Annotated in this window: 20 protein-coding genes; 11 read left to right on the top strand and 9 right to left on the bottom strand. The window is 47.6% G+C overall.

Going from position 1 to position 22,096, the window contains the following annotated elements; translation table 11 throughout:
- Positions 1-11 precede the first annotated feature (11 nt).
- From Q4488_RS12465 to Q4488_RS12440, 6 genes are all read left to right on the top strand, one after another.
- Entirely contained in the window at positions 12-893 is an 882-nt protein-coding gene (locus Q4488_RS12465) for a LysR family transcriptional regulator (RefSeq protein ID WP_303580804.1), read from the top strand.
- A gap of 52 nt (positions 894-945) precedes the next feature.
- Positions 946-1,860 carry a poly(R)-hydroxyalkanoic acid synthase subunit PhaE gene (locus tag Q4488_RS12460; RefSeq protein WP_303580803.1) on the top strand — a complete coding sequence of 305 codons (915 nt, stop codon included), beginning with the start codon at positions 946-948 and terminating at the stop codon, positions 1,858-1,860.
- Entirely contained in the window at positions 1,860-2,930 is a 1,071-nt protein-coding gene (gene phaC, locus Q4488_RS12455) for a class III poly(R)-hydroxyalkanoic acid synthase subunit PhaC (protein ID WP_303580802.1), read from the top strand. The genes Q4488_RS12460 and phaC overlap by 1 nt, the downstream gene beginning before the upstream one ends.
- 120 nt (positions 2,931-3,050) lie before the next feature.
- A complete protein-coding gene (gene speD / locus Q4488_RS12450; protein ID WP_303580801.1) occupies positions 3,051-3,866 on the top strand; it encodes an adenosylmethionine decarboxylase in 816 nt (271 codons plus the stop codon).
- Between the two features lie 435 nt (positions 3,867-4,301).
- A complete protein-coding gene (locus Q4488_RS12445) occupies positions 4,302-4,868 on the top strand; it encodes a DJ-1/PfpI family protein (RefSeq protein WP_303580800.1) in 567 nt (188 codons plus the stop codon).
- Between the two features lie 402 nt (positions 4,869-5,270).
- Positions 5,271-5,621: a ribbon-helix-helix domain-containing protein gene (locus Q4488_RS12440; RefSeq protein WP_303580799.1), complete on the top strand. Its 351-nt coding sequence runs from the start codon at positions 5,271-5,273 to the stop codon at positions 5,619-5,621.
- Positions 5,622-6,512: 891 nt separating this feature from the next.
- On the opposite strand, the gene Q4488_RS12435 is transcribed toward Q4488_RS12440, so the two are convergent.
- Positions 6,513-7,418 carry a LysR substrate-binding domain-containing protein gene (locus Q4488_RS12435; protein ID WP_303580798.1) on the bottom strand — a complete coding sequence of 302 codons (906 nt, stop codon included), beginning with the start codon at positions 7,416-7,418 and terminating at the stop codon, positions 6,513-6,515.
- A 128-nt stretch (positions 7,419-7,546) separates the two neighbouring features.
- On the opposite strand from Q4488_RS12435, the gene betC reads away from it, so the two are divergent.
- Both betC and choX read left to right on the top strand, forming a co-directional pair.
- Complete coding sequence (betC, locus tag Q4488_RS12430; protein WP_303580797.1) at positions 7,547-9,070, top strand: choline-sulfatase; 1,524 nt, start codon at positions 7,547-7,549, stop codon at positions 9,068-9,070.
- Between the two features lie 101 nt (positions 9,071-9,171).
- Positions 9,172-10,125, top strand: a complete 954-nt coding sequence (choX, locus tag Q4488_RS12425; protein ID WP_303580796.1) for a choline ABC transporter substrate-binding protein — start codon at positions 9,172-9,174, stop codon at positions 10,123-10,125.
- 280 nt (positions 10,126-10,405) lie between these two features.
- Here the strand turns inward: choX and phaR are convergent, their stop codons facing one another.
- From phaR to prmB, 6 genes are all read right to left on the bottom strand, one after another.
- Complete coding sequence (gene phaR / locus Q4488_RS12420) at positions 10,406-10,891, bottom strand: polyhydroxyalkanoate synthesis repressor PhaR (protein ID WP_303580795.1); 486 nt, start codon at positions 10,889-10,891, stop codon at positions 10,406-10,408.
- Positions 10,892-10,962: 71 nt separating this feature from the next.
- On the bottom strand, positions 10,963-11,223 hold the full coding sequence (locus Q4488_RS12415; RefSeq protein ID WP_303580794.1) for a DUF6489 family protein: 261 nt from the start codon (positions 11,221-11,223) through the stop codon (positions 10,963-10,965).
- A gap of 106 nt (positions 11,224-11,329) precedes the next feature.
- A complete protein-coding gene (locus Q4488_RS12410; protein WP_303580793.1) occupies positions 11,330-12,481 on the bottom strand; it encodes an MFS transporter in 1,152 nt (383 codons plus the stop codon).
- Between the two features lie 172 nt (positions 12,482-12,653).
- Positions 12,654-13,505: a polyamine aminopropyltransferase gene (gene speE, locus Q4488_RS12405; RefSeq protein ID WP_303580792.1), complete on the bottom strand. Its 852-nt coding sequence runs from the start codon at positions 13,503-13,505 to the stop codon at positions 12,654-12,656.
- 113 nt (positions 13,506-13,618) lie between these two features.
- The gene (gene aroC / locus Q4488_RS12400) at positions 13,619-14,707 is read right to left on the bottom strand and encodes a chorismate synthase (RefSeq protein WP_303580791.1); all 1,089 of its coding nucleotides are present in this window, start codon (positions 14,705-14,707) and stop codon (positions 13,619-13,621) included.
- Between the two features lie 52 nt (positions 14,708-14,759).
- Entirely contained in the window at positions 14,760-15,677 is a 918-nt protein-coding gene (prmB, locus tag Q4488_RS12395) for a 50S ribosomal protein L3 N(5)-glutamine methyltransferase (RefSeq protein ID WP_303580790.1), read from the bottom strand.
- Between the two features lie 79 nt (positions 15,678-15,756).
- Between prmB and Q4488_RS12390 the strand changes: the two genes are divergently transcribed.
- Together Q4488_RS12390 and folE are read left to right on the top strand one after the other, a co-directional pair.
- Complete coding sequence (locus Q4488_RS12390; protein WP_303580789.1) at positions 15,757-16,362, top strand: Smr/MutS family protein; 606 nt, start codon at positions 15,757-15,759, stop codon at positions 16,360-16,362.
- Between the two features lie 162 nt (positions 16,363-16,524).
- Entirely contained in the window at positions 16,525-17,064 is a 540-nt protein-coding gene (gene folE, locus Q4488_RS12385; protein WP_303580788.1) for a GTP cyclohydrolase I FolE, read from the top strand.
- Between the two features lie 424 nt (positions 17,065-17,488).
- Here the strand turns inward: folE and Q4488_RS12380 are convergent, their stop codons facing one another.
- Positions 17,489-18,991: a DUF3360 family protein gene (locus Q4488_RS12380; RefSeq protein ID WP_303580787.1), complete on the bottom strand. Its 1,503-nt coding sequence runs from the start codon at positions 18,989-18,991 to the stop codon at positions 17,489-17,491.
- 950 nt (positions 18,992-19,941) lie between these two features.
- On the opposite strand from Q4488_RS12380, the gene hisC reads away from it, so the two are divergent.
- A complete protein-coding gene (gene hisC / locus Q4488_RS12375; RefSeq protein WP_303580832.1) occupies positions 19,942-21,003 on the top strand; it encodes a histidinol-phosphate transaminase in 1,062 nt (353 codons plus the stop codon).
- Positions 21,004-21,132: 129 nt separating this feature from the next.
- Here hisC and Q4488_RS12370 read toward each other — a convergent pair whose 3' ends face one another.
- Positions 21,133-22,044 carry a GGDEF domain-containing protein gene (locus tag Q4488_RS12370; RefSeq protein WP_303580786.1) on the bottom strand — a complete coding sequence of 304 codons (912 nt, stop codon included), beginning with the start codon at positions 22,042-22,044 and terminating at the stop codon, positions 21,133-21,135.
- Positions 22,045-22,096: the final 52 nt, after the last annotated feature.

Here is a 22,096-nt window from a genome sequence, read left to right as displayed (position 1 = left end):
AGCCAACAGCCATGGACACCCACTCATTGCAAGCCTTTGTGGCGGTTGCCGAAACCGGCTCCTTCTCTCGTGCCGCCGAACAACTTTTTGTGTCGCAATCGGCCATGAGTAAACGCATTCTCATGCTCGAACAGCAACTCAATAATCGGTTATTTGATCGTATTGGCCGTACCGTTAACCTCACCGAAGCCGGACAGGCATTACTGCCTCGGGCGCATCGAATTTTACTCGAACTGGACGATGCTCGTCGTTCGCTGAGTAACTTAAGCGGCGATGTCAGCGGCACCTTATCTGTCGCTGCCAGTCATCATATCAGCCTGCACCGTCTACCCCCAATCTTGCGTCAGTACAGCGCCAAATTTCCCAAGGTTAAACTCGATCTACGCTTCGATGAATCCGAGATCGCCTATGACAATGTCCTCAAGGGTAACCTAGAGATCGCTTTAATAACCTTGGCACCACAACCGGATGCCAACATTCACTCTCGCACCATCTGGCACGACAAGCTCAACTATGTGGTCGCCACGGATCATCCACTGGCAACACTGCAGCGTGTCACACTGAAACAACTCGCCTGCTATCCCGCTATTCTGTCAGGCAGCGCCACTTTTACTCGACAATTGACAGAGCAACAATTTTCACAACTGTCTCTGCAACCCGATATCGCTATGTCGACCAACTATTTAGATACCATTCGCATGATGGTAGAGATCGGACTGGGCTGGTCTCTATTGCCGGAAACCATGACTGAAAAGAGTCTCCGCGTGCTCCCCGTTGATGCGCCGCCCGTCACCCGCGACTTAGGTTATATTACTCACAAAGAACGCACGCTGAGTAACGCCGCGCGTCATTTTCTACAACTTTTAGAGCAAGCCGCAGAAAAGAGTTCATAATCATCACCGGCTTGATTACTATATCGATAACGACATCGTCTAGGAATCGAGAATGACCGATAGTGCAGGCAGGGATAACTGGCTACAGGAACAACTACAACAGTGGCAGGAAATAGCGCAACAGCTGCCCTTGCAACCCGAACAGTGGCAAGCGTTTCTCGACAGTTTTCAAACCGGCTCCAGCACCGACTTCGCGGATCAGCAGGCAAGTCTATTGAATCTCATGACCCACCAATCTGAACAGTTCAGTCAGTTTGCAGCATCACTACTCAATAATCCGAGCACTAACCACGATCAACTCGTCGATCAACTGCAGGATTATATGCAACAGCAGTATAACGATTTACTCAGCCGCCAATGGAACCTGCCAGAACCCTTTACCAGCTTAACGAAGGATGCATTTCTCAACTCCGAGGCACTGGCACATGCCCCGTTGCGTGAATTACTCGAACAGCTAGCCAAAGCTCCTGAGATTGACAATGGCCCCTACAGCCCCTCTCAAGTGAGATTATTGGCACAAGCGGCGATTGATTTTCAAGATGCACTGCACGATTACCTGCAGCAGTATGAACACATATTTAAACAAACAGCTGCCGATCTAAAGCAGCTTCTAGATCAACCCAACACCGATATTGATAGTGTCAATGTATTACAGAATCTGTGGATAGAGTGTTATGAGAAAGCCTATCGCGATACGGTCTTCACCGATCAATATCAAACCTGTCACGGACGTATCAGCAACAGCCTGATGCGCATGCGTCAACTCGCCTTTAACTGCCGCGACAACAAACTTAAAGAGCTAGGCCTGGTGACGCGCGAAGAGCTCGATAGCACCATCCGTCAACAACATAAACTACGTAAACAGCTTCGCCGACAGCAACAAGAGATAGAAGAACTGCGTGCCCTCGTCCTCAGCCTCAAGTCTGAGCACGCGAAACCAAACGCTATATCACAAGGCAAAACGTGATGGGTGGTTTTAAATTTAAGCCGGAGAAGGTACTCACCGAACTGAGTCAGTTTAGTGAGCAGTTATTGCAAAGCGTCCATACCTTGCAGCAACTGGATGAGATACAGGTGGGACAGACACCTAAAGAGATCATCTATCGCGAGGACAAGCTGCAGTTATTTCATTATCAACGTGATGAAACCCATCAGACGCAACTCGGCAAACCCCTATTGATCTGCTATGCGCTGGTTAACCGGCCGTACATGGTTGACCTCGATCGACGACGCTCATTTATAAAACGACTGCTCGCGTTAGGCTTAGATATCTACCTGATTGACTGGGGCTATCCAGATGCCGCCGATCGCTACTTGGACATGGACGATTACATCAATGGCTATCTTGCCAACTGTGTCGATCAGGTGCTAAAAGATTCGGGACAGGATCAGCTCAATCTCCTCGGAATCTGTCAGGGCGGCACCCTGAGTTTATGCTATACCGCCCTGAATCCCGATAAAGTCAAAAACCTCATCACCATGGTCACGCCGGTCGACTTTAAAACGCCCGATAACATGCTCAGCCATCTAGCCCAACAGATTGATATCGATTTAGCCGTCAACACCTACGGCAATATCCCCGGCGCGATGCTCAACGATGCCTACAATGCGCTGATGCCGATGCGCCTAGGGCTACAAAAAAACCTTAACACCCCGCGTAAGCTACAAAACACCGCCTCCGCACTTAACTATTTAAGAATGGAAAAGTGGATCAACGATAGTCCTGATCAAGCCGGCGAAATGTTTCGTCAGTTTCTCACTAGCTTTTTTAAACAAAACAGCTTTATCAACAACACCACCGTCGTCGGTGATCGCTGCGTTGACCTACAACAGATCACGCAACCGTTACTCAATGTGTTTGGCAGCAGCGATCACCTCGTGCCGCCTTCCGCATCGCGGGCCTTAAAGGGACTGACTCGGAGCGAGGACTATCATGAATATGAAGTCGCATCGGGACATATTGGCGTCTTCGTATCGGAAAAATCACAATCGGAGGTCGCCCCTAAGCTGGCAAACTGGCTCAAGCAACACGAATAACGCGATCACTAACCGTTAATAATAAAAAATTCGCTTTTTTCCACTGGGTTTCTCATCTAAAATCCGGCTTTCTTTTGTCGTTAACAAAAAACCGCATGGTTTTAGCCGGAGTTTACGAAGTTGCCATCTAATGGGAAAATCAAACTGCAGGGGTTTAACAACCTCACCAAGAGTCTAAGTTTCTGCCTTTATGATATCTGTTATGCGCAGACGCCAAAGCAAAAAGCTGAGTACATCGAATATATCGATGAACAGTATAATGCCGACCGTCTGACCGAGATTCTGACAGAAGCTTGCGAGATTATTGGTGCAACCGTCTTGAATGTTGCTCGTCAAGACTACGAGCCTCAGGGTGCTAGCGTGACCATTCTGGTGGCAGAAGAGCCAATTAAAGATTCTGACAACGTCGATACCACCGAAAAACCGGGACCACTGCCTGAATCGGTGGTCGCTCACCTCGATAAAAGCCATATCTGTGTACACACCTACCCAGAAGCACACCCCGACGATGGCATCTGTACTTTCCGTGCCGATATTGAGGTCTCTACCTGTGGCATTATTTCGCCACTCAAAGCACTCAACTATCTGATTCATCAGTTAGACTCCGATATCGTTACCGTTGACTACCGCATCCGCGGCTTCACCCGCGACGTTAACGGCGTTAAGCATTATATCGATCACGATATTAACTCGATTCAAAACTTTATCAGCCAAGATATTCGCGATCAGTATCAATTGGTTGATGTGAACGTCTACCAAGAGAACATCTTTCACACCAAGATGATGCTCAATGATGTCGATCTCAACACTTACCTGTTTGGTACCACCACTGCCGACCTGACCGATCAAGAGATTGAAGAGATTACCGAACGTCTCTACAAAGAGATGTCAGAGATTTTCTACGGTCGCAATATGCCCGATATGAGCCGCAAGTAAGTTAGAAAAGGTCATTGCTCAAACGCCCCCTGCTCAGGGGGCTGCTCAGAGGGCCAAGTTAACAGACAGCTAACAACTGATTAGCGTAATAGTCATGACTCTTGCGCTTACCCCCTACCAACATCCCTGCGCTCGCAATTAAACAAACCCCGTAGGCTGATTCAGCATTGCCAATGCTTAATCCTACGATTTTACCCCAACAAACCTAACACTCGCCTCATAACGGTTTGAATGAGCATTGATAACGCTACGCCTTAATACCGATGTTTGTTTTGAGCTCTTCGTTCATGCCGGTAAACGATTATCGAGTAACATACCCATTGCACTGCAATAAACGAGTCAATACGACTGTAGTATTCAGCTAATACCCGCCTCTCCTTTCGAACTGCTACCTTGTGACAAACAACAATAATCAGCACGACCTAGGAGTTTGTTATGAGCCATAAAAAGATACTAATGATTACCGGTGATTTTACCGAAGACTATGAAACCATGGTGCCTTTCCAAACGCTGTTAGCCGTCGGCCACACTGTCGATGCGGTTTGCCCCGATAAGATTAGCGGCGACACCGTTGCCACCGCCATACACGATTTCGAAGGCGATCAGACCTATACCGAGAAACGGGGACATAACTTTACACTGAATGCGACCTTTGCCGACATCAACCCTACCGATTATGATGCGCTGATTATTCCCGGTGGTCGTGCACCGGAGTACCTGCGCCTGAACACCGATGTATTAGCGATGGTGCGCCACTTTTTCACTACCAACAAACCCGTTGCCGCCGTCTGTCACGGCGCGCAACTGCTGGCCGCCGCAGGTGTATTGCAGAATAAAAAATGCTCTGCCTACCCAGCCTGCATGCCTGAAATCAATCAATCCGGTGGCATCTTCGCCGAGATTGCCATTGATGCTGCGATCACCGATGGCAACCTGGTCACCGCCCCTGCTTGGCCGGCCCATCCAGCTTGGCTATCTCAGTTTATAGCCCTACTGAAATAGCCCAATCCCACGCTGAACGCTAAATGGCGATCTGCAAAGACCGCCGTTTTACGGCATACTGACGTAACACTTAGGGAAGGTGCGAATAAGTCAATTACGCCTCTGGCTTACAGAGAAGCTGGAGATCAAGGCAACAGTTACAGGCATACTGGTTGTACGTCGAAAAATGTTAACGCTGAGATCCCGTTTCTCTGAAAGCCCCGAAGGGCGGATATTAGAATGGTCATCTACTTTGTCAGCCAGCTTGAAAAGGTCTAGACATTTCGCTGCACTGGCTTTCGCGTATCTGACCATTCTAATGTCCGCAGAGAACATAACGGACTTATTCGCACCTTCCTTAGGCGACACAACATCGCAGAGAACAGCCGCAACAATACAATAATAAAAAATAGGAATTAACCCATGTGCAAACTATTTATTAAAGCGGACTCGACACTATGGAAAAGCAGCACTCGCTCGCTACGGATCGATGGCATGGTGACCAGCGTGCGCTTGGAAAATTATTTCTGGAGTACCCTCGAAGCGATTGCACGGCGCGATCAACTTAATATTCCGCAGATGCTCACCCGTCTCTATCATGAGTCGATTGATGCCGAACATGACCTAGGCAACTTTACCTCGTTTTTACGCGTCTGCTGTATGCGCTACCTGGCGCTTCAACTCGCCGGACAGATTCCATCTAATACGAATATTCCAATCCGCACGCTAGATGCGGATTCAATCCTCGCCAGTGAAGTTCAGAAACACCATTAAGCGCGTTATTAAACCCGACCCGACATCACAGAAAGGCTAAACACGGAGCATACAACTCGATAATTAACATCGTACGCGCTCAGAGAACAAGAATTTTAATCCACCCTCAAATCACCTCTTTGCGCGTCTATCAGCGTTTGCGTTGGTATTTCTCGGTCACTAAAAGTAAGTAAATGCTTCATGGATAGTCCTGTGATAATCCCTTGATCACCCCGTCAGAGCGCTATACGGCTAATGACCCCAAAAACAGAACTTGCTCACCAGTTAGACTATCCATCAAGCTGCAACACAAAAGCGATCCTCCCTATACGAATCATGACACCCCATTCTTTCCGCTCTTTAGCAATTGACACGCGTCGCTCTTTGATAGCCTAGCATCATCAGGCTAACATTAGCTTAGCTTATTTCTTTAATTAGCTTAAGCGACGTTTACAGAAAGCTGGAAGACTTTCTGTTATTTAGCGGCCCGGCTATACTGGTCGACGACGGAACATGCTCTAAGGATGAAACATCGCCCCCATAACGAACCTTAGAGCTGATAATAATAAAGAAGCTTCTTTCCAGCTGAGTGTTAACCACTATTACCGCTAGCCCAACACCCCTTGTCGGCATTCCATCGGGAAACAACCTTTATACTCTCGATGTATCTGATTTTTCCGATGACACAGTCACAACGATTTCACGGCATTCATTCTCCCTTACCAACGCAACCGACATGAGAATGTATTCGCCTGGGCTGAATGGATAGCATGGGATGATACGCTGCATGGCACATACTGACCCTAATGCATTCAAAATTGCCATGAACTTCGATTTCTGATCACGTTAAATCTTGCCAAATAAGCGATCTACTCTAGGTCGTTTTTGATTGATAAACGCGACCAAAGCTGCCTATTTTTCCCGCTCATCAGATAACCATTTAATAAAACTCTGTTTTGCATTTAACGCCTCATTAGGGTTGGGCTCTATGACATAGTATCCACTGTCAGAGCTTAAGCTGAATTCATTGAGACCGACAAGTAGCCCCCTGCTGATGAGATCGTCCACCAGCGTTGCCCAGCCTAACCCGATACCCTGTCCTGCAATAGCCGCCTGAATCAGTAACATATAATTATTAAAGGTTAACACCGGCTCTCCCGGCTGTATCTGACTGCGCCGCCCTTGAAAGTAACTTGCCCAATCAAACCAACCCTGACCGGCATCGGCCCCCAGCTTTAATAGCGGTAGGGTAGCCAGTTTTTTGTGGCTGACGACAGCTCCATACTGTTCGAGAAAGGCAGGACTACAGATGGGAAAAACAGTTTCATTAAACAGTTTAAATACGACGTCTCGGGGCGGCTGCGGCCCATCAAATACGATCGCTATATCGACATTTTGTCCTGAAAAGTCATATTGCCCCTGAGAAGTAATGATCCGCACATCAATATCTGGATGCAACTTACGAAACCTAGGTAAGCGCGGTAATAGCCAATAAGCGGCAAAAGCGAAATCAGTCGCGACATTTATAACCTGATGAGAACGACTTTTTTGCAACTTTTCCAGACAGCTCACAATTTCTTGAAAGCCCTGCTGCACGGCACCATAAAGGTATACACCCTCCTCTGTTAGCTCTACGCCTCTATAGATACGACGAAAGAGTGTTAACTCTAAACTATGCTCTAGCCCTTTAATTTGCTGGCTTACCGCAGACTGTGTGGACTTCAGTTCTTGAGCTGCACCGGTAAAGCTTTTATGTCTGGCTGCAGCTTCAAAGAAAAGCAAACTCTGAAGTGAAGGTAATCTTTCAGAAAGTATCATAAGACCAACTTATATTAGTCATTAATTTTCACCCTGTTTACACCGATATCAATTCTGTTAAAAATCTAGCTCATGCAATAACAAAAACGGTAACAGATACTTACCGAGATATGGAAGGTTTAAATAACATGAGTCAAAAGCAACCCAATATTTTATTCATCATGGCGGATCAGCTAGCAGCGCCAGTATTGTCAATGTACGGCGGTAAAACAGCTAAAACACCACACTTAGATGCATTAGCAGAAAAGGGGGTCGTGTTTAATTCAGCCTATTGCAACAGCCCTTTATGTGCTCCGAGTCGATATGTACTGATGACTGGACAACTCCCCAGTAAAATCGGCGCTTACGATAACGCTGCCGAATTTCCAGCCGATATTCCTACCTTTGCACACTACCTCCGTTCCTCTGGCTACCGCACTGCGCTATCCGGTAAGATGCACTTCTGCGGCCCAGATCAACTTCATGGCTTTGAAGACCGTCTGACTACCGATATTTATCCCGCTGACTATGGCTGGTTTCCTGACTGGGAGGACTTCGAAAGCCGTCCAACCTGGTATCACAACATGTCTTCGGTGACTCAAGCCGGCCCAACCCTACGTACCAATCAGCTGGACTTCGATGATGAGGTTGTCTTTCACGCAGAACGATACCTATTCGATCATGCCCGCGGTTCTGATGATCGCCCTTTCTGCTTGACTGTATCGATGACACACCCGCACGATCCCTATGCCATCCCTCAAGAATACTGGGACCGGTATACCGATGAAGAAATTGAACTACCTTCGTTCGAATTGCTACCAGAAGAACAGGACCCTCACTCTAAGCGTTTACTCCACGTCTATCAGATGGATCGAGAGAATATCTCTGATCAACAGATTCGTAATGCTCGACGCGCTTACTATGGAGCTATTAGCTATGTAGATGATCAGATAGGTAAGTTGATCAAAACCCTTGAAGAGACAGGCTTAAGCGATAATACCATTATCGTCTTCTCCGGAGACCATGGAGACATGCTCGGTGAACGTGGCTTGTGGTACAAAATGAGCTATTTTGAGTGGTCCGCACGGGTACCTATGCTGGTTTGTGCTCCCAAACATTTCGATGCTAAACGTGTCGATGCGTCTATCTCTACCATGGATCTATTGCCTACCTTCGCAGAACTCGCCAATCACGGCACCGCTCCCGACTACGCGATGCCTATTGATGGTCGTAGCTTGATGCCACACCTCACCGGTACTGAGGGACATGATGAAGTGATCGGGGAGTATATGGGCGAAGGTGTTATCGCACCGATGTTTATGATTCGTCGAGGCGATTACAAATATATCTGCAGTCAGCCCGATCCCGATCAGCTGTTCAACCTGAAAGATGACCCACAAGAACGCATCAACTTAGCAGAAGGAGCTGAGCACACAGAGCTTCTTAATGCATTCCGAACAGAAGCCAATGAACGCTGGAACTCTGATGCGATCACTCGCGATGTGATTATCAGCCAAAAGCGCCGTCGAATGATTGCCGCCGCTCATAAACAAGGCAAAGAGCCCAAATGGGATCATCAACCCATTTTTGATGCTAGCACTATGTATATGCGTAACAACATTGATCTCGATGACCTGGAAAAACGCGCGCGCTTCCCCCAAGTGAGCGACTAATACAAGAATCAACAACCCTAGAAAAGATGCACAACAAAATGCCCGCCCATCACAGCAGCATGTTGTGCACTCTCCCGATTAGCCATCGAAAGGAACGTTCTATGCTTAACACTCTTAAAAACACACTTATCACGACCCTTAGTCTATCCGCCTGTTTGTTGGCTATGAATGCTGCAGCCGCTGAACCAGAGCAATGCAACAACGTGCGTTTTACCGATCCCGGTTGGTCAGATATCAGCTCAACTAACGCCCTAGCCAGCACGGTACTAGAAGGCCTTGGGTATACAACAGAAATTAGCACGCTCGCCGTGCCTATCGGTTTTGAAGGCCTCAAAAATAAAGAGATTGATATCTTTTTAGGCAACTGGATGCCAGCGCAACAAAAATTTATCGATAAGTACGCCTCCCCCGGCGATATCGATGTTGTCGGCGACAACCTAACCGGTGCTAAATTCACACTGGCAGTTCCACGTTATGCCTATGAAGCGGGCGTCAAAGATTTTGCAGATCTGGTTAAGTTCAAGCATCAGTTTAAACAACGTATCTACGGTATCGAAGCCGGTGCCCCAGCTAATCAGTTACTACAGAAGATGATTGATAATGGCGATTTTGGCTTAACTGAGTGGCGATTGATTGAATCAGGTGAGCAAGGCGTCATGAGTCAGGTAAAACGTGAGATCAAGCGTCATCAGTTCATCGCTTTTCTTGGATGGGAACCTCACCCGATGAACGCCAATTTTGATATTGTCTACCTGACCGGCGGTGACAAGTACTTCGGCCCTGACTTTGGAGGCGCTAGCATTCAGACCCTCACTCGTAAAGGCTACCAAGCAGAGTGCGCCAATGTCGGTAAGTTTCTAGATAACTTGAAATTCAACCTAGCGATGGAAAATGAGATGATGGGCTTCATTATGATTGACGGCCTGTCTCCCGCTGCTGCGGCGCAAAAGTATATCAAACAAAATCCTGCCATTCTAAACGACTGGCTAGTAGGCGTTAAAACCCTGACAGGTGCAGAAGGCCTGATGGCAGTAAAGCAACACTTAAATCTATAAGCCGACGTGCAAATGACTACGGCTAGTCACACTCACCACACCCTTGCAATAATCGCCGCTGCGTAAGGTAGCGGTGAAGTATGAACCGCATCATGGTGCGCCGGTGATCCGCCAGGACTCATGCCCCAATATTGATGCGGTTTGCGTACTCACCGGTATCGACAGAATAAACAATCTCCGTCATCCCGCCACAAACAAGAAAAAACCCGCTAAGATTTTCGGGAATCTAGAGCGGGTTTTTGTTGAACATCATGATTAATTTTAACCGCCTGAAGCGACTTTATTTATCGTCTTTAGCGTTTTCGGCATCGTTGCTAGCCTTCTTTTCGGTGTGATCCTCACCTTCTGGCGGAGTAAAGATATTCCACATCGCCATATTTTGATCGGCAATTTTATTCATCATATTAAGCGGATTAGCCGCGCCGATCATATTCTGCATCTGCTCACGAATACGCTCCTGCTGATCGATAAAGGTGGCGATACTCTGCTCGAGATATTGACTCATCATCCCCTGCATACTATCGCCATAAAAGCGGATTAATTGCTGCAATACCTGATTAGTCAACAGCGTGCCATGGCCCAGCGCTTCCTGCTCGCTAATGATTTGCAAAAGAATGTTGCGGGTGAGATCTGCACCGGTTTTAGAGTCCTGTACCTGAAAACTCTCCTGATTGAGCACCAATTGTTTAACATCCTCTAAGGTGATGTAACAACTGCGCGATGTATCGTAAAGACGGCGGTTGGTGTATTTTCTGAGAATTCTCAAAATAGTGTCTCTCTACCTGTTCCGTTATTCGAGCAAACAACACGGTGCGCGGTTTAAGGCGTCCCTGCTATTTATTTTTTATCTGAACCTTTATGACCGCTGGTATAGCTGGTCATCAAATTTAACAGCATCTTTTGCATTGCATCCATCGAATCTAGCCCACTGTTCATGTAAGGCTTAAACAATGTCAAAGGATCATAACCCTCAACACCCGCATCCATGCGCTCCTGAATTTTATTCATCATCTCTTTCTGAAATGACTCGACATCCGGTAATCCCAATACTTTACGTAGTTCTTCCGGCGTCATATCGACATCTATTTTAAAATTCATCAGCCACCTACCTCAACCGGAATGGCACCGGCCTAAAACGGAGCAACAACGATTCAATTACTTAGCTACTAACCTAATACTATACCAACAACGACACAAAACAAATTTACCGATTCGTAACTGCACAATTTTCCGGTTTTATCCATACCACTGCGAAAAACAACGCCACCAAAATAGCCACCGCAGCCACGCCAAATGTTGCCGCAGCCCCCAGTGTTTGCCACATAAAACCACTGCATAACGCCCCTAATGCGCCCCCTGCACCAAAGCCTAAGCTACTAAACATCGCCTGTCCCTGACCGTGATTCGAGGGAGAGAAGTAATGATGTACCAGCGCAATACCGACCACATGCAACGCACCAAAGCTAACGGCATGTAACGTTTGCGCAAACAGCATTAAGGGCAGATTTTCTGGAATCAGGCCGATCAGCAGCCAGCGCAATCCACTTAACAGCAGGCTGATTATCATCAATGTTCGCAACCCCAACCCACCAATCAGCTTGGGCATGACAATAAAGATAATGACTTCAGCAATAACACCGACCGACCAAAGCATACCGATCTCGGTACGACTATAGCCAAGACTATCCAGCAACACAGAGTAGAAGGTATAGTAAGGCCCATGACTAAATTGAACTAACAAACAGATAACAAAAAACACCAACACCTGAGGGCGTAACAACTGCTGTAAAAAGCCACTCTCCCCTACTTGATGCGGCTGCTTTTCGCCAGAGACACAGAGGGACGATAACCAGATCATCACCATCAATCCCAACATTATCCACGGCAGCATCCGAATACTCAGCCAATCCAGCAAGCCACCGATACCCATGACCGCGACAATAAAGCCAACCGAGCCCCATAAGCGAATACGGCTATATAGCTCTTCACGCCCCTTCAGATGCGTTAACGTTAAGACTTCAAACTGAGGCAAAACGGCGTTCCAAAAAAAGCTAAAGCCCGCCATCACCATCGCGATACCCAGCGCGCTTTCCTGCCAGAAAATCAACATAAACATCAGGCAGGTAAAGAATGCACCATAGCGCACAATACGTAAGCGTTGACCACTATGATCCGCTAACCAACCCCAGAGATTCGGCGCCACAATGCGTGAGGCCATTAAAATCGCCATCAATCCACCAATCGTTTGCGCATCAAAATCAAACGACTGCAGATAGAGGCTCCAATATGGCACCAGCGCCCCGAGTAACGAAAAGTAGAAAAAGTAAAAGCCTGATAAGCGACTGTAGGTATTCATTGCATTACCGCGTCAATACGCCTCCTGCTTGACAATAACCGTCCAGCGTAAACGCGATAGCGATGGCAGACAGTAGAAACAAAAATCCACCGACTTATGCAACCGATGGATTTTCGCATCGAGATGGCCGGATTGACCGGCGCTACTCGTCGACAGCTCAAAGCCTTGCAGATTAGGCGTCGCCTAACTTCTCAAGAATATACTGCGGCAGAGCAAAGCTTCCGACATGGATTTGCGGATTGTAGTAACGCGTTTTAACGCCACTCATTTTAAAGCGCTCGGCAATTTGTTCAACATCGAGTTGCCGTGTAGCGGCATCATCACAACCCCAAGCAAAGGTCATTGCACCGCCAATATAGGTTGGCACGGCCGCCGTGTAGAAAGTTTGATCTTTAAAATAGGGACTCAAACGTTGACGCGTCGTGACCACTTCTTCCGGCTGCATATAGACCACACCGTTCTGCGCAACGAAGATACCACCATTGTTCAAGCAGCGCTTACAGCCTTCATAGAAGCGACTGCTAAACAGCACCTCACCGGGTCCAACCGGATCGGTACAATCCGAGATAATGACATCATATTTTTCATCGGTCTGACAGACATAGTCAATGCCATCAGCAATAACAATGTTGGCCCGTGGATTATCGAATGCTCCTTGAGAATGATTCGGCAGATGCTCAACACACATATCGATCACCGCTTGATCAATCTCAACCTGAGTCACACTCTCAACCGATTGATGCTTCAACACTTCGCGCAGCATACCGCCATCGCCACCGCCGATGATCAACACCTTTTTAGCATTGCCATGGGCCATCAATGGCACGTGCGTAAGCATCTCGTGGTAGATAAACTCATCTTTCTCTGTGGTTTGAATAATGCCATCTAATGCCATTACCGTACCGAATTGAGGGTTGCGGAAAATAATCAGATGCCAAGAATCTGTTTGTTGTTCAAACAGCACTTCTTGCACATCAAACGCCTGTCCGTAACCATCATAAAGCGTCTCTTTATAGACTGTCATCGTGAATCCACCACTAAAGACGACTCTGTCGTCATCATTAAAAATACTTACTCACTCAAGCCCCGTAACGGATCACACCCCCCGCGGCTTAAGAAACATTCGAATGCGGGATTTTAACCTTTTAACACCGGCGTTTCACAGACCACATCGGCATTTTGTGCCCGATGCCGTAGCAGATGATCCATCAGCACAATCGCCATCATCGCCTCGGCTATCGGTGTCGCACGAATACCAACACAAGGATCATGTCGACCTTGTGTCACCACCTCAATAGATTCTCCTCGGCTATTAATACTCTGCCCAGCGAGACGCAGGCTGGAGGTTGGCTTCAACGCGATATGTGCGGTGATCTCCTGTCCGGTAGAAATACCTCCGAGAATGCCACCGGCATGGTTAGAGAGGAAGCCTTCTGGGGTCATCTCATCACGGTGTTCCGTGCCCTTCTGTTCGACACAGGCAAAGCCATCACCGATCTCAACGCCTTTGACCGCATTGATGCTCATCAGCGCATGGGCCAATTCCGCATCGAGACGATCAAAAATAGGTTCGCCTAATCCCACCGGCACGCCGGTCGCTGAGACTGAAATCTTAGCGCCCACTGAGTTACCCTCTTTACGCAGGGCATCCATATACGCTTCCATCTCGGCGACTTTATCGATATCGGGACAGAAAAATGCATTTTGCTCGACCTGATCCCAATCAAAGGCATCGATCTTAATCGGCCCTAACTGTGATAGATAACCTTTGACCGTTACCCCTTTCTGGGCTAAAAATTGCTTCGCGACGGCGCCTGCCGCTACTCGCATCGCCGTTTCACGGGCCGATGAACGCCCCCCACCGCGATAATCACGAAAGCCATATTTATGGGTATAAACATAATCGGCATGCGCGGGACGAAAGGTCTCTTCGATGTTGGCGTAATCTTTTGAACGTTGATCGGTATTTTCAATCAACAAACCGATCGGTGTACCGGTCGTTTTACCCTCAAACACACCCGACAGTATTTTCACCTCATCGGCTTCACGACGTTGAGTTGTGTGTCGTGAGGTGCCCGGTTTACGGCGATCAAGATCACGCTGTAGATCGGCTTCTGTCAACGCAATCCCCGGAGGACAACCATCGATAATACAGCCCAGCGCGGGGCCATGGCTTTCGCCGAAAGTAGTGACCGTAAAAAGCTTACCGTAGGTGTTTCCTGACATCGTCTGTTCCCGATTTTAAAGCAAAAAATTTAGCGCATTATACCCTAGTCATTCAGACTGTGCTGCAATACTGTCGCACCTCTACTGCGGTCAACAGAAACACCCCATTACCGCCTTGCGCTAGCTCTAGCCAAGTAAAAGGTATGTGTGGATACTGCTGCTGCAGATGTACCTCGCTATTACCCACTTCAATCACTAACAAGCCGTCCTCGGTCAAAAATTGCGCCGCCTGACGCAAGATCTGCTTAGTGATATCTAAACCATCCGGTCCCGAGCCTAATGCCAGATCCGGCTCGTGCTGATATTCATCCGGCATACTGGCCAGATCATCCCTATCGACATACGGTGGATTACTGACAATCAGATCATAAGTGCGCCCGGTTAAGGCGCTGAATAGATCGCTTTCGATCGCCGTGACCCGCTCATCCAGCTCATGCCGTTTGATGTTTCGCCGTGCAACGTCAAGTGCATCCGCGGAGATATCCGCCAAATCCACCTCAGCCTCTTCAAAGGCATAGGCGCAGACAATACCGATGCAGCCGCTACCGGTGCACAGATCCAAAATCCGCTCGACCGGGCCTTCCCGAAGCCAAGGGCTAAATTGTTGTTCAATCAACTCTTGAATCGGTGAGCGGGGAATCAATACCCGCTCATCAACATAGAACGGCATACCGGCATACCAAGCCTCACCGATGATATACGGTAAAGGGCGACGCTGAATCACGCGTTGCTCGAGAAAATCTAATACCCGTCGTTTCTCATCGCCGGTAAGCCGCGCATCTAGGAGTTCTGGATTGCTATTCCAGGGCAGATGCAACGCGCCAAGCACTAATTGCACCGCTTCATCCCAGGGATTATCGGTACCATGACCATAATAGAGGTCGTGTTCATAGAAACGACTCATGCTAAAACGGACAAAATCACGTATGGTATGCAGTTCTTTCAGGGTCTGTGCTTGATTGATGGTCATATCTAGATGGATAATTCGTCAGATTGAGGCCTGCTTTATTACAGGCCGTGTATGTTAATGAATAATGTTTGCGAACGCTATGTCTGAAAACGATCTGCCTAACCAACGGCACCAAAATACAGCCACCCAGACGACTGAGGGTAGCGATGAAATTGATTTCTCCGCCGTGATGCAGGGGGTCGCTCGGATAAAAAGTGATCGCGCCGATCTACGCGGCTCACCAAAAAAGCTAAAACTCGCGGATGATGAAACCAGTCGCTATAAACGGCAGATGGCGGTGCGCGATGAAGAACTCGTGGTCGATGGCCTGAATTCAGAAGTCACGCAACTCGTTGAAACCGATGATGAGCTGATTTTTGCCTCCCCCGGCGTACAACTCAAACTGATGAAACGACTCAAGCAGGGACATATTCCTTGGGACGCAGGACTCGACCTACATGGCTTTACCTTGGATGACGCTCGCACAGAGCTCGGCAGCTTTATTCGTGAATGCAGTATTCGTCAACTTCGCTGTGTCAAAGTCATTCACGGTAAATCAAACAGCGTTGAGGGTCAGCACGCCTTGATGAAATCCTATGTTAACGACTGGCTGCGACAGATGCATCCGGTCATCGCGTTTACATCCGCTCAGCCGAAAGATGGCGGTACCGGTGCGCTTTATGTGTTACTCAAACGCGCCAAATAAGCCATAATTACATGTAAATAGTGGCGAGAGTCTTTACCTCTGAGCACTATTCACGTAAGTTAGCACACTTTTTAACGGCCCTGTCATAATGACCGCTCCAGCGATGGTGTGATTAGGTGTTTGACAGAGATCAGACAGCCCAAAACAGGATTACACACTGTAATGGAAAAAGAATTTGCCAGCATTATCGAGCAACTGGGTGAAGATATCACTCGAGAAGGTTTGATCGATACTCCTAAACGCGCCGCTAAAGCGATGAAATTTCTCACCCAAGGCTATGAGCAAAGCCTCGATGAAGTGATTAATGGCGCACTCTTCCCGACTGAAAACAGCGAAATGGTTATCGTTAAAGATATCGAGCTGTATTCCATGTGTGAACACCATATGCTGCCGTTCATCGGCAAATGCCATGTCGGCTACATCCCAAAGGGACAAGTTATCGGTCTCTCTAAAATTGCCCGTATCGTCGATATGTTTGCTCGCCGTCTGCAAATTCAAGAAAACATGACCAAACAGATCGCCGATGCCATCATGCAAGCCACCGGCGCCGAGGGTGTTGGCGTAGTCGTTGAAGCACGACATATGTGCATGATGATGCGCGGCGTCGAAAAGCAGAATAGCAGTATGAAGACCTCGATGATGCTTGGCTCATTTCGTCAGAATCAACCCACCCGTAGCGAGTTTCTCTCACTAATTAACTGATCGGCAGCATAAAGCCGGTCAAACCGCCGGCTTTACCTTATCAGCATCGATCAGTAAGCCCCTTAACACCCTCTGAGTCATTCACGAGCGGTAGCATTAGCGCGCATTGGATAGCCATCCACGATTTTAGCCACACAGCGCTATTGCGTCATCATAGGCCCTATTAACACAGAGCCTTATTAACACAGACCTATCAACATAGAACGCTTATTGACATAGAGCCCTATTGATCACCATTATAATCACGCTGACTGCAGAGACCCACCAGCACAGCGTTGCCGGCATCGCACTATCTCTGTCGCAGATAGCCTATGTCGACAGTTGCCCGTACCAACAGACATCACTGATGAGCCGCGTCAGCTAGTTGAGAAAATAAGCCGTGTGATAAAGCTAGGCTAAGCCGATAAGGCTTAGCCTCTGGAGTTTAATGTTGAAAGCTAGGAATTAACGCAGGTATACCCGGTAACATACCGACTGCCGCCATAACGGTTGTTAGCAGAATAAACATACAGCCCGGTATAATCCAGCGCGTCATCTTGGTGAGATCAGCACTACGCTCTTTACAGCCAACTAAACCAAGGTTATCAATCAGCATCGTCAGCGACCAACCAAAAGCAGGGTTAACCAGTGCCGATGCGAATACGACGATGGCGGCTGATTGTGTTGTTTTACCTTCACGGGTCATCTCCATACCCGCTTCGAGTAACGGAATAAACACCCCTACGACTAACGCAACGCACAGCACGGGTTGCCAGATCGCCAAGTCCATTGGGTAGCCCCATAGACCCGCCACGATACAAAACAGTGCGGTTAATAAAGCACCGGCCGGAATCGGACGCTTAGCGATCGCCGCCGGTACGATATAAGTCCCCCATGACGAAGCAAAGTTAGCGCCACCCAGCAAAGAACCAAAGGTTTGACGAATCGACGCACTGGTCATGGTATCGTCAATATTCATTTGTACCTTTTCCGTGCGCTCCGGATAACTAATTTTTTGAAAGACTTGATGCCCTAAGAAATCCGGAGACCACATTGCCACCGCTAAAATAGCGAAAGGCAGCACGACGACAAAACTTTCTACGGTTGGCAGACCCAGCATCCAACCTGAATTTTCACCCCACCAATACATAGGATTTAGATTAGGTAAGCCTGGACCGGTTTTAAACTCAAAAGGCGCCCCCATCGCAAAAGCTAAGGTACCACCCAGTAAACAACTCAGCGGTACGGCTAACCAACGCTTTCGCCAATGCTCTAGCAACGCATACAATAGAATCGTACATAGAATGACGACGAAAGGAATGTGCGTCATGCCAATATCGTCACCCCAAGCAAGCAGCTTTTTAATCTGCGACATGGTGCCGACGAACCCAAGATAGAGTAATAATCCACCGCAAACCCCTTTACTCGTTAGGTTTGCCAGCATGCTCCCGCCTTTACTGATGGCCAGCATCAAACCAAATGCCCCGATGAGCAGTCCAAATGCCATCGGGTGACCGCCTGCCGCCACCACGATAGGAATCAAAGGAATCAACGGGCCATGCGTACCCGCTAAGTTAGCCGTGGGCAGGAGAAAGCCCGAAAAAATAATAATAAAGAACGCCGCGATGAGTAATTCATAGCGCACGTTTTCTAATATAAAACTTTCATCCAACCCAAGTGGTGCGGCAAAGGTGGCGGCAATAGCACCCACCATCACCACTTTACCAATGGTACCCGCCATTGCGGGGATACTGTCTTCTAACTCAAACCGATAATCTTTAAAAGGCAGATTAGGCCGCCAGCGCTTCGGCGCCATGATCTGCAATTCGTGCTCTAAATACTCTTCTCGTGTATTGAACGCTGAACTCGGCCGATGCTGCTGCTCATAATTCAGTTCATTTTCATTATTGGGTGGCACTGATCGTTGGTCATGTGTGGAGTTAGACATATTGCCCATGACGATTCCTTTGATTACTAGCTTAAAAGTGATGTTGCATTAATTGTGGGCTATCCTATCGCAATGCAGCACATCTAACTAAGCGACAATAGTCCCATACGGCTTAATCAGTTAGCCATCATCTCGCCACCATTCAGGCCCGATAATCAACTGACTGACGCCAACATAGCTAGCACAAAAAAGATCTAACAACCGCGTTATAGATAACTCGATTTAACGCTAAGCTTTACTCTGGATCTTAGCTTTGGGCTCAACGCTGTTAAGTCATTTCTTCAACATCACCGCGATACTGATGAACTGACATCCACCCTCTACAGGCTAAAATGTCGCCTAAGCAAGACAACTATCGGCACTGATCGCGTGGAGCCGGCTATCAATACAAGCGCTCGTTAACTAAAACTTGAGACTCAGACCTGTGAGAAGCAGCAATAAAACCATTAAAATTCAAGTAGATAGATATTTTTTAGAAAAACTTTCAGAAAAAATTATTTTTTTATGAACTTTACTCGCGGAAGCGTCTCTAAATTAATACATCAACATGATTGGTTACACCCGAACTGCTCGACGGAACCCCTTCCCGCCGAGCAGTTTTTTTTGGGCTGTAAGTGATCGCTACAGATGACCGATAAACTTTTCCCCGCAGCGCTAAAATAAATGACTTTAGGCTGAACTTTATCTGAACATTGCTCTCTATATCGTTACATCAACATAATATGCAGCACCCGAACTGCCCGGTGGACCCCCTTCCCACCGGGCAGTTTTTTTTATCGCCGCTTTTCCTTGTCTCAACAGAGAATCTAAGCAGAGATCGCGTAACGGTATAGCAACAATGATCCTCTATTTGCTATGCTAAGCATCACCGCGCGGCATAGAGCTGTTTGAAACGCTCGTCCCGCCGTTCACTTCATGCCAACACCCTATATAGCGATCTATCCTTAATCATGAGCAAATACTGGAGCCCGGCTATCAATCAACTGACCCCCTATGTTCCGGGAGAGCAGCCAAAAGTTGATAACCTGATAAAGCTAAATACCAATGAAAACCCTTATCCACCATCACCGAAGGTGGCCGAGGCGATCAATAACTACCCCAAAGATCGCCTCCGCTTATACTGCGATCCCGATGCCACGGCACTGAAACAGTCCCTAGCCGATCATTTCCAGTTAAACTACCAGAATATTTTTGTTGGTAATGGCTCTGATGAAGTACTCGCTTTAGCTTTTATGGCGTTTTTCCGTCAAGACAAACCTCTACTGCTGCCAGAAACGACCTATAGTTTTTACGATGTCTATTGCAACCTATACGACATCGACTACCGTCAAATTCCACTGACCGAGCAGTTTGAAATTGATTTCTCCGCCTATGAACAAGCCAACGGCGGTATCATCTTTGCCAACCCGAATGCTCCTACCGGTCGATTAACCCCGTTAGAGACCATCGAGGCATTACTGCAGAAAAATACCGAATCACTGGTTATTGTCGATGAAGCCTATATCGATTTTGGCGGCACATCTGCGGTCGAATTAACACGTCGATATGACAATGTACTGATTATTCAGACCTTCTCAAAATCTCGCAGCCTAGCCGGCTTGAGAATTGGCTTTGCTCTCGGTCATGAAGATTTAATCGCGGGACTTGAACGGGTCAAAAACTCATTTAATTCATACCCATTAGACAGTATTGCCATTGCTGGCGCGGTGGCTGCCTTGGAAGATATCGAATACTTCGAAAAAACCACGCAAAAAATAATCGAGTGCCGCGAATGGAGTAGTCATGCACTTGAGCAGCTTGGATTTGAAGTCATTCCATCAAAAACAAACTTCGTGTTTACCCGCCACCGCTCACTCAGTGGCGCAGAACTGATGCAGTACTTGCGGCATAACAATCTGCTAGTGAGGCACTTCAGTAAGCCCGGCATCGATAACTTCTTACGCATCACTATCGGCACATTTGCTGAGATGAACAGCCTGATAGAAACGCTCAAGCAACACCCTAATATCTAATTTTCAGGGTTTCAAATGCAGAAAAAAGCAGCTAACTATGGCTGCTTTTTTCGCCATTGTTGCTCAAGCCCGTCGTTAATGTTCCCTGTATTCACTTATCAGGCGTGCAAGCGATGACTTAGGCGCGTGTTACTCAGTCTCACTACCTGCAATATTACTGCCCCCTTTCTGAATCGCTCGTTGTAAATTGCTCTCCGTTCGTTCGAACATCGCTTCAGCGCTATCCTCTTCGCCTATCAACGTGGCCACGCCGATACTCACCGTAAAGTTCACATCACTACCTAAATGCTGTTCTGACAGATCTGTCACACGGTTACGCACCCGCTCAGCCGTTAATATACCTTGTTCCGCATTGGTTTCGGGTAACAAGATAGCGAAGCAGTCTTCCCCCACCCGCGCCAAAAAATCCGCCGTGCGCTTGAGACTGTTGAGCGTCTCCGCTAGCCGTTGCAGCAACTGATCACCGGCGTCCCAGCCCTGCTCTTTATTAATGCGCTGCAGTTGATCAATCTTGACCAGCATCAAACTACAGGTCCAATCATAACGCACCGCTTGCGCTATCGATTGCGCCAACACCGGCATAAGCGCTCGACGATTATACATACCCGTCAGTAAGTCTCGCTGAACCTGTGGGTTAACTCGCTGCACCTCTTTACGGCGGCTAATATCTTCTATTCGACACACCACACTCGGCTCATCACCGGCGGAAGGAGCCATGCGAACTTCAACCCAACAGCTATTTACCATGCCCTGTTGTTGTAGATAGCTAATCTCTTTTGGGTCAAATAAGACTTCTTTAACAACCAACTGATTCAAACTGAGAGACTGCTCAATCATTCCTTGTAATAACGATGCCAAGGACTGCGGAAAAATATCGCTCAAGCTTTTATCGATCAAGGCCTCACTCCCGCCTCTCGATAACACGGAACCCGTATGCGAAGAGAAAATGATTTTTCCTTGCTGGCTCAAAATCAGCACATCTTCAGACAATACATTGAGCAATGCATCAATGCGGGCTTGAAGAATTTGATTTCTATTCATGCACAACTCCACTGACAAACTGTGTAAAGGTTAACTTATAGCATAGTCAAGC

It is taken from the genome of Amphritea sp. 1_MG-2023, assembly GCF_030547545.1.
Taxonomy (GTDB): domain Bacteria; phylum Pseudomonadota; class Gammaproteobacteria; order Pseudomonadales; family Balneatricaceae; genus Amphritea.
The sequence above is the reverse complement of the archived record's forward strand: the minus strand, read 5'-3'. Positions and strand labels throughout refer to the sequence as shown.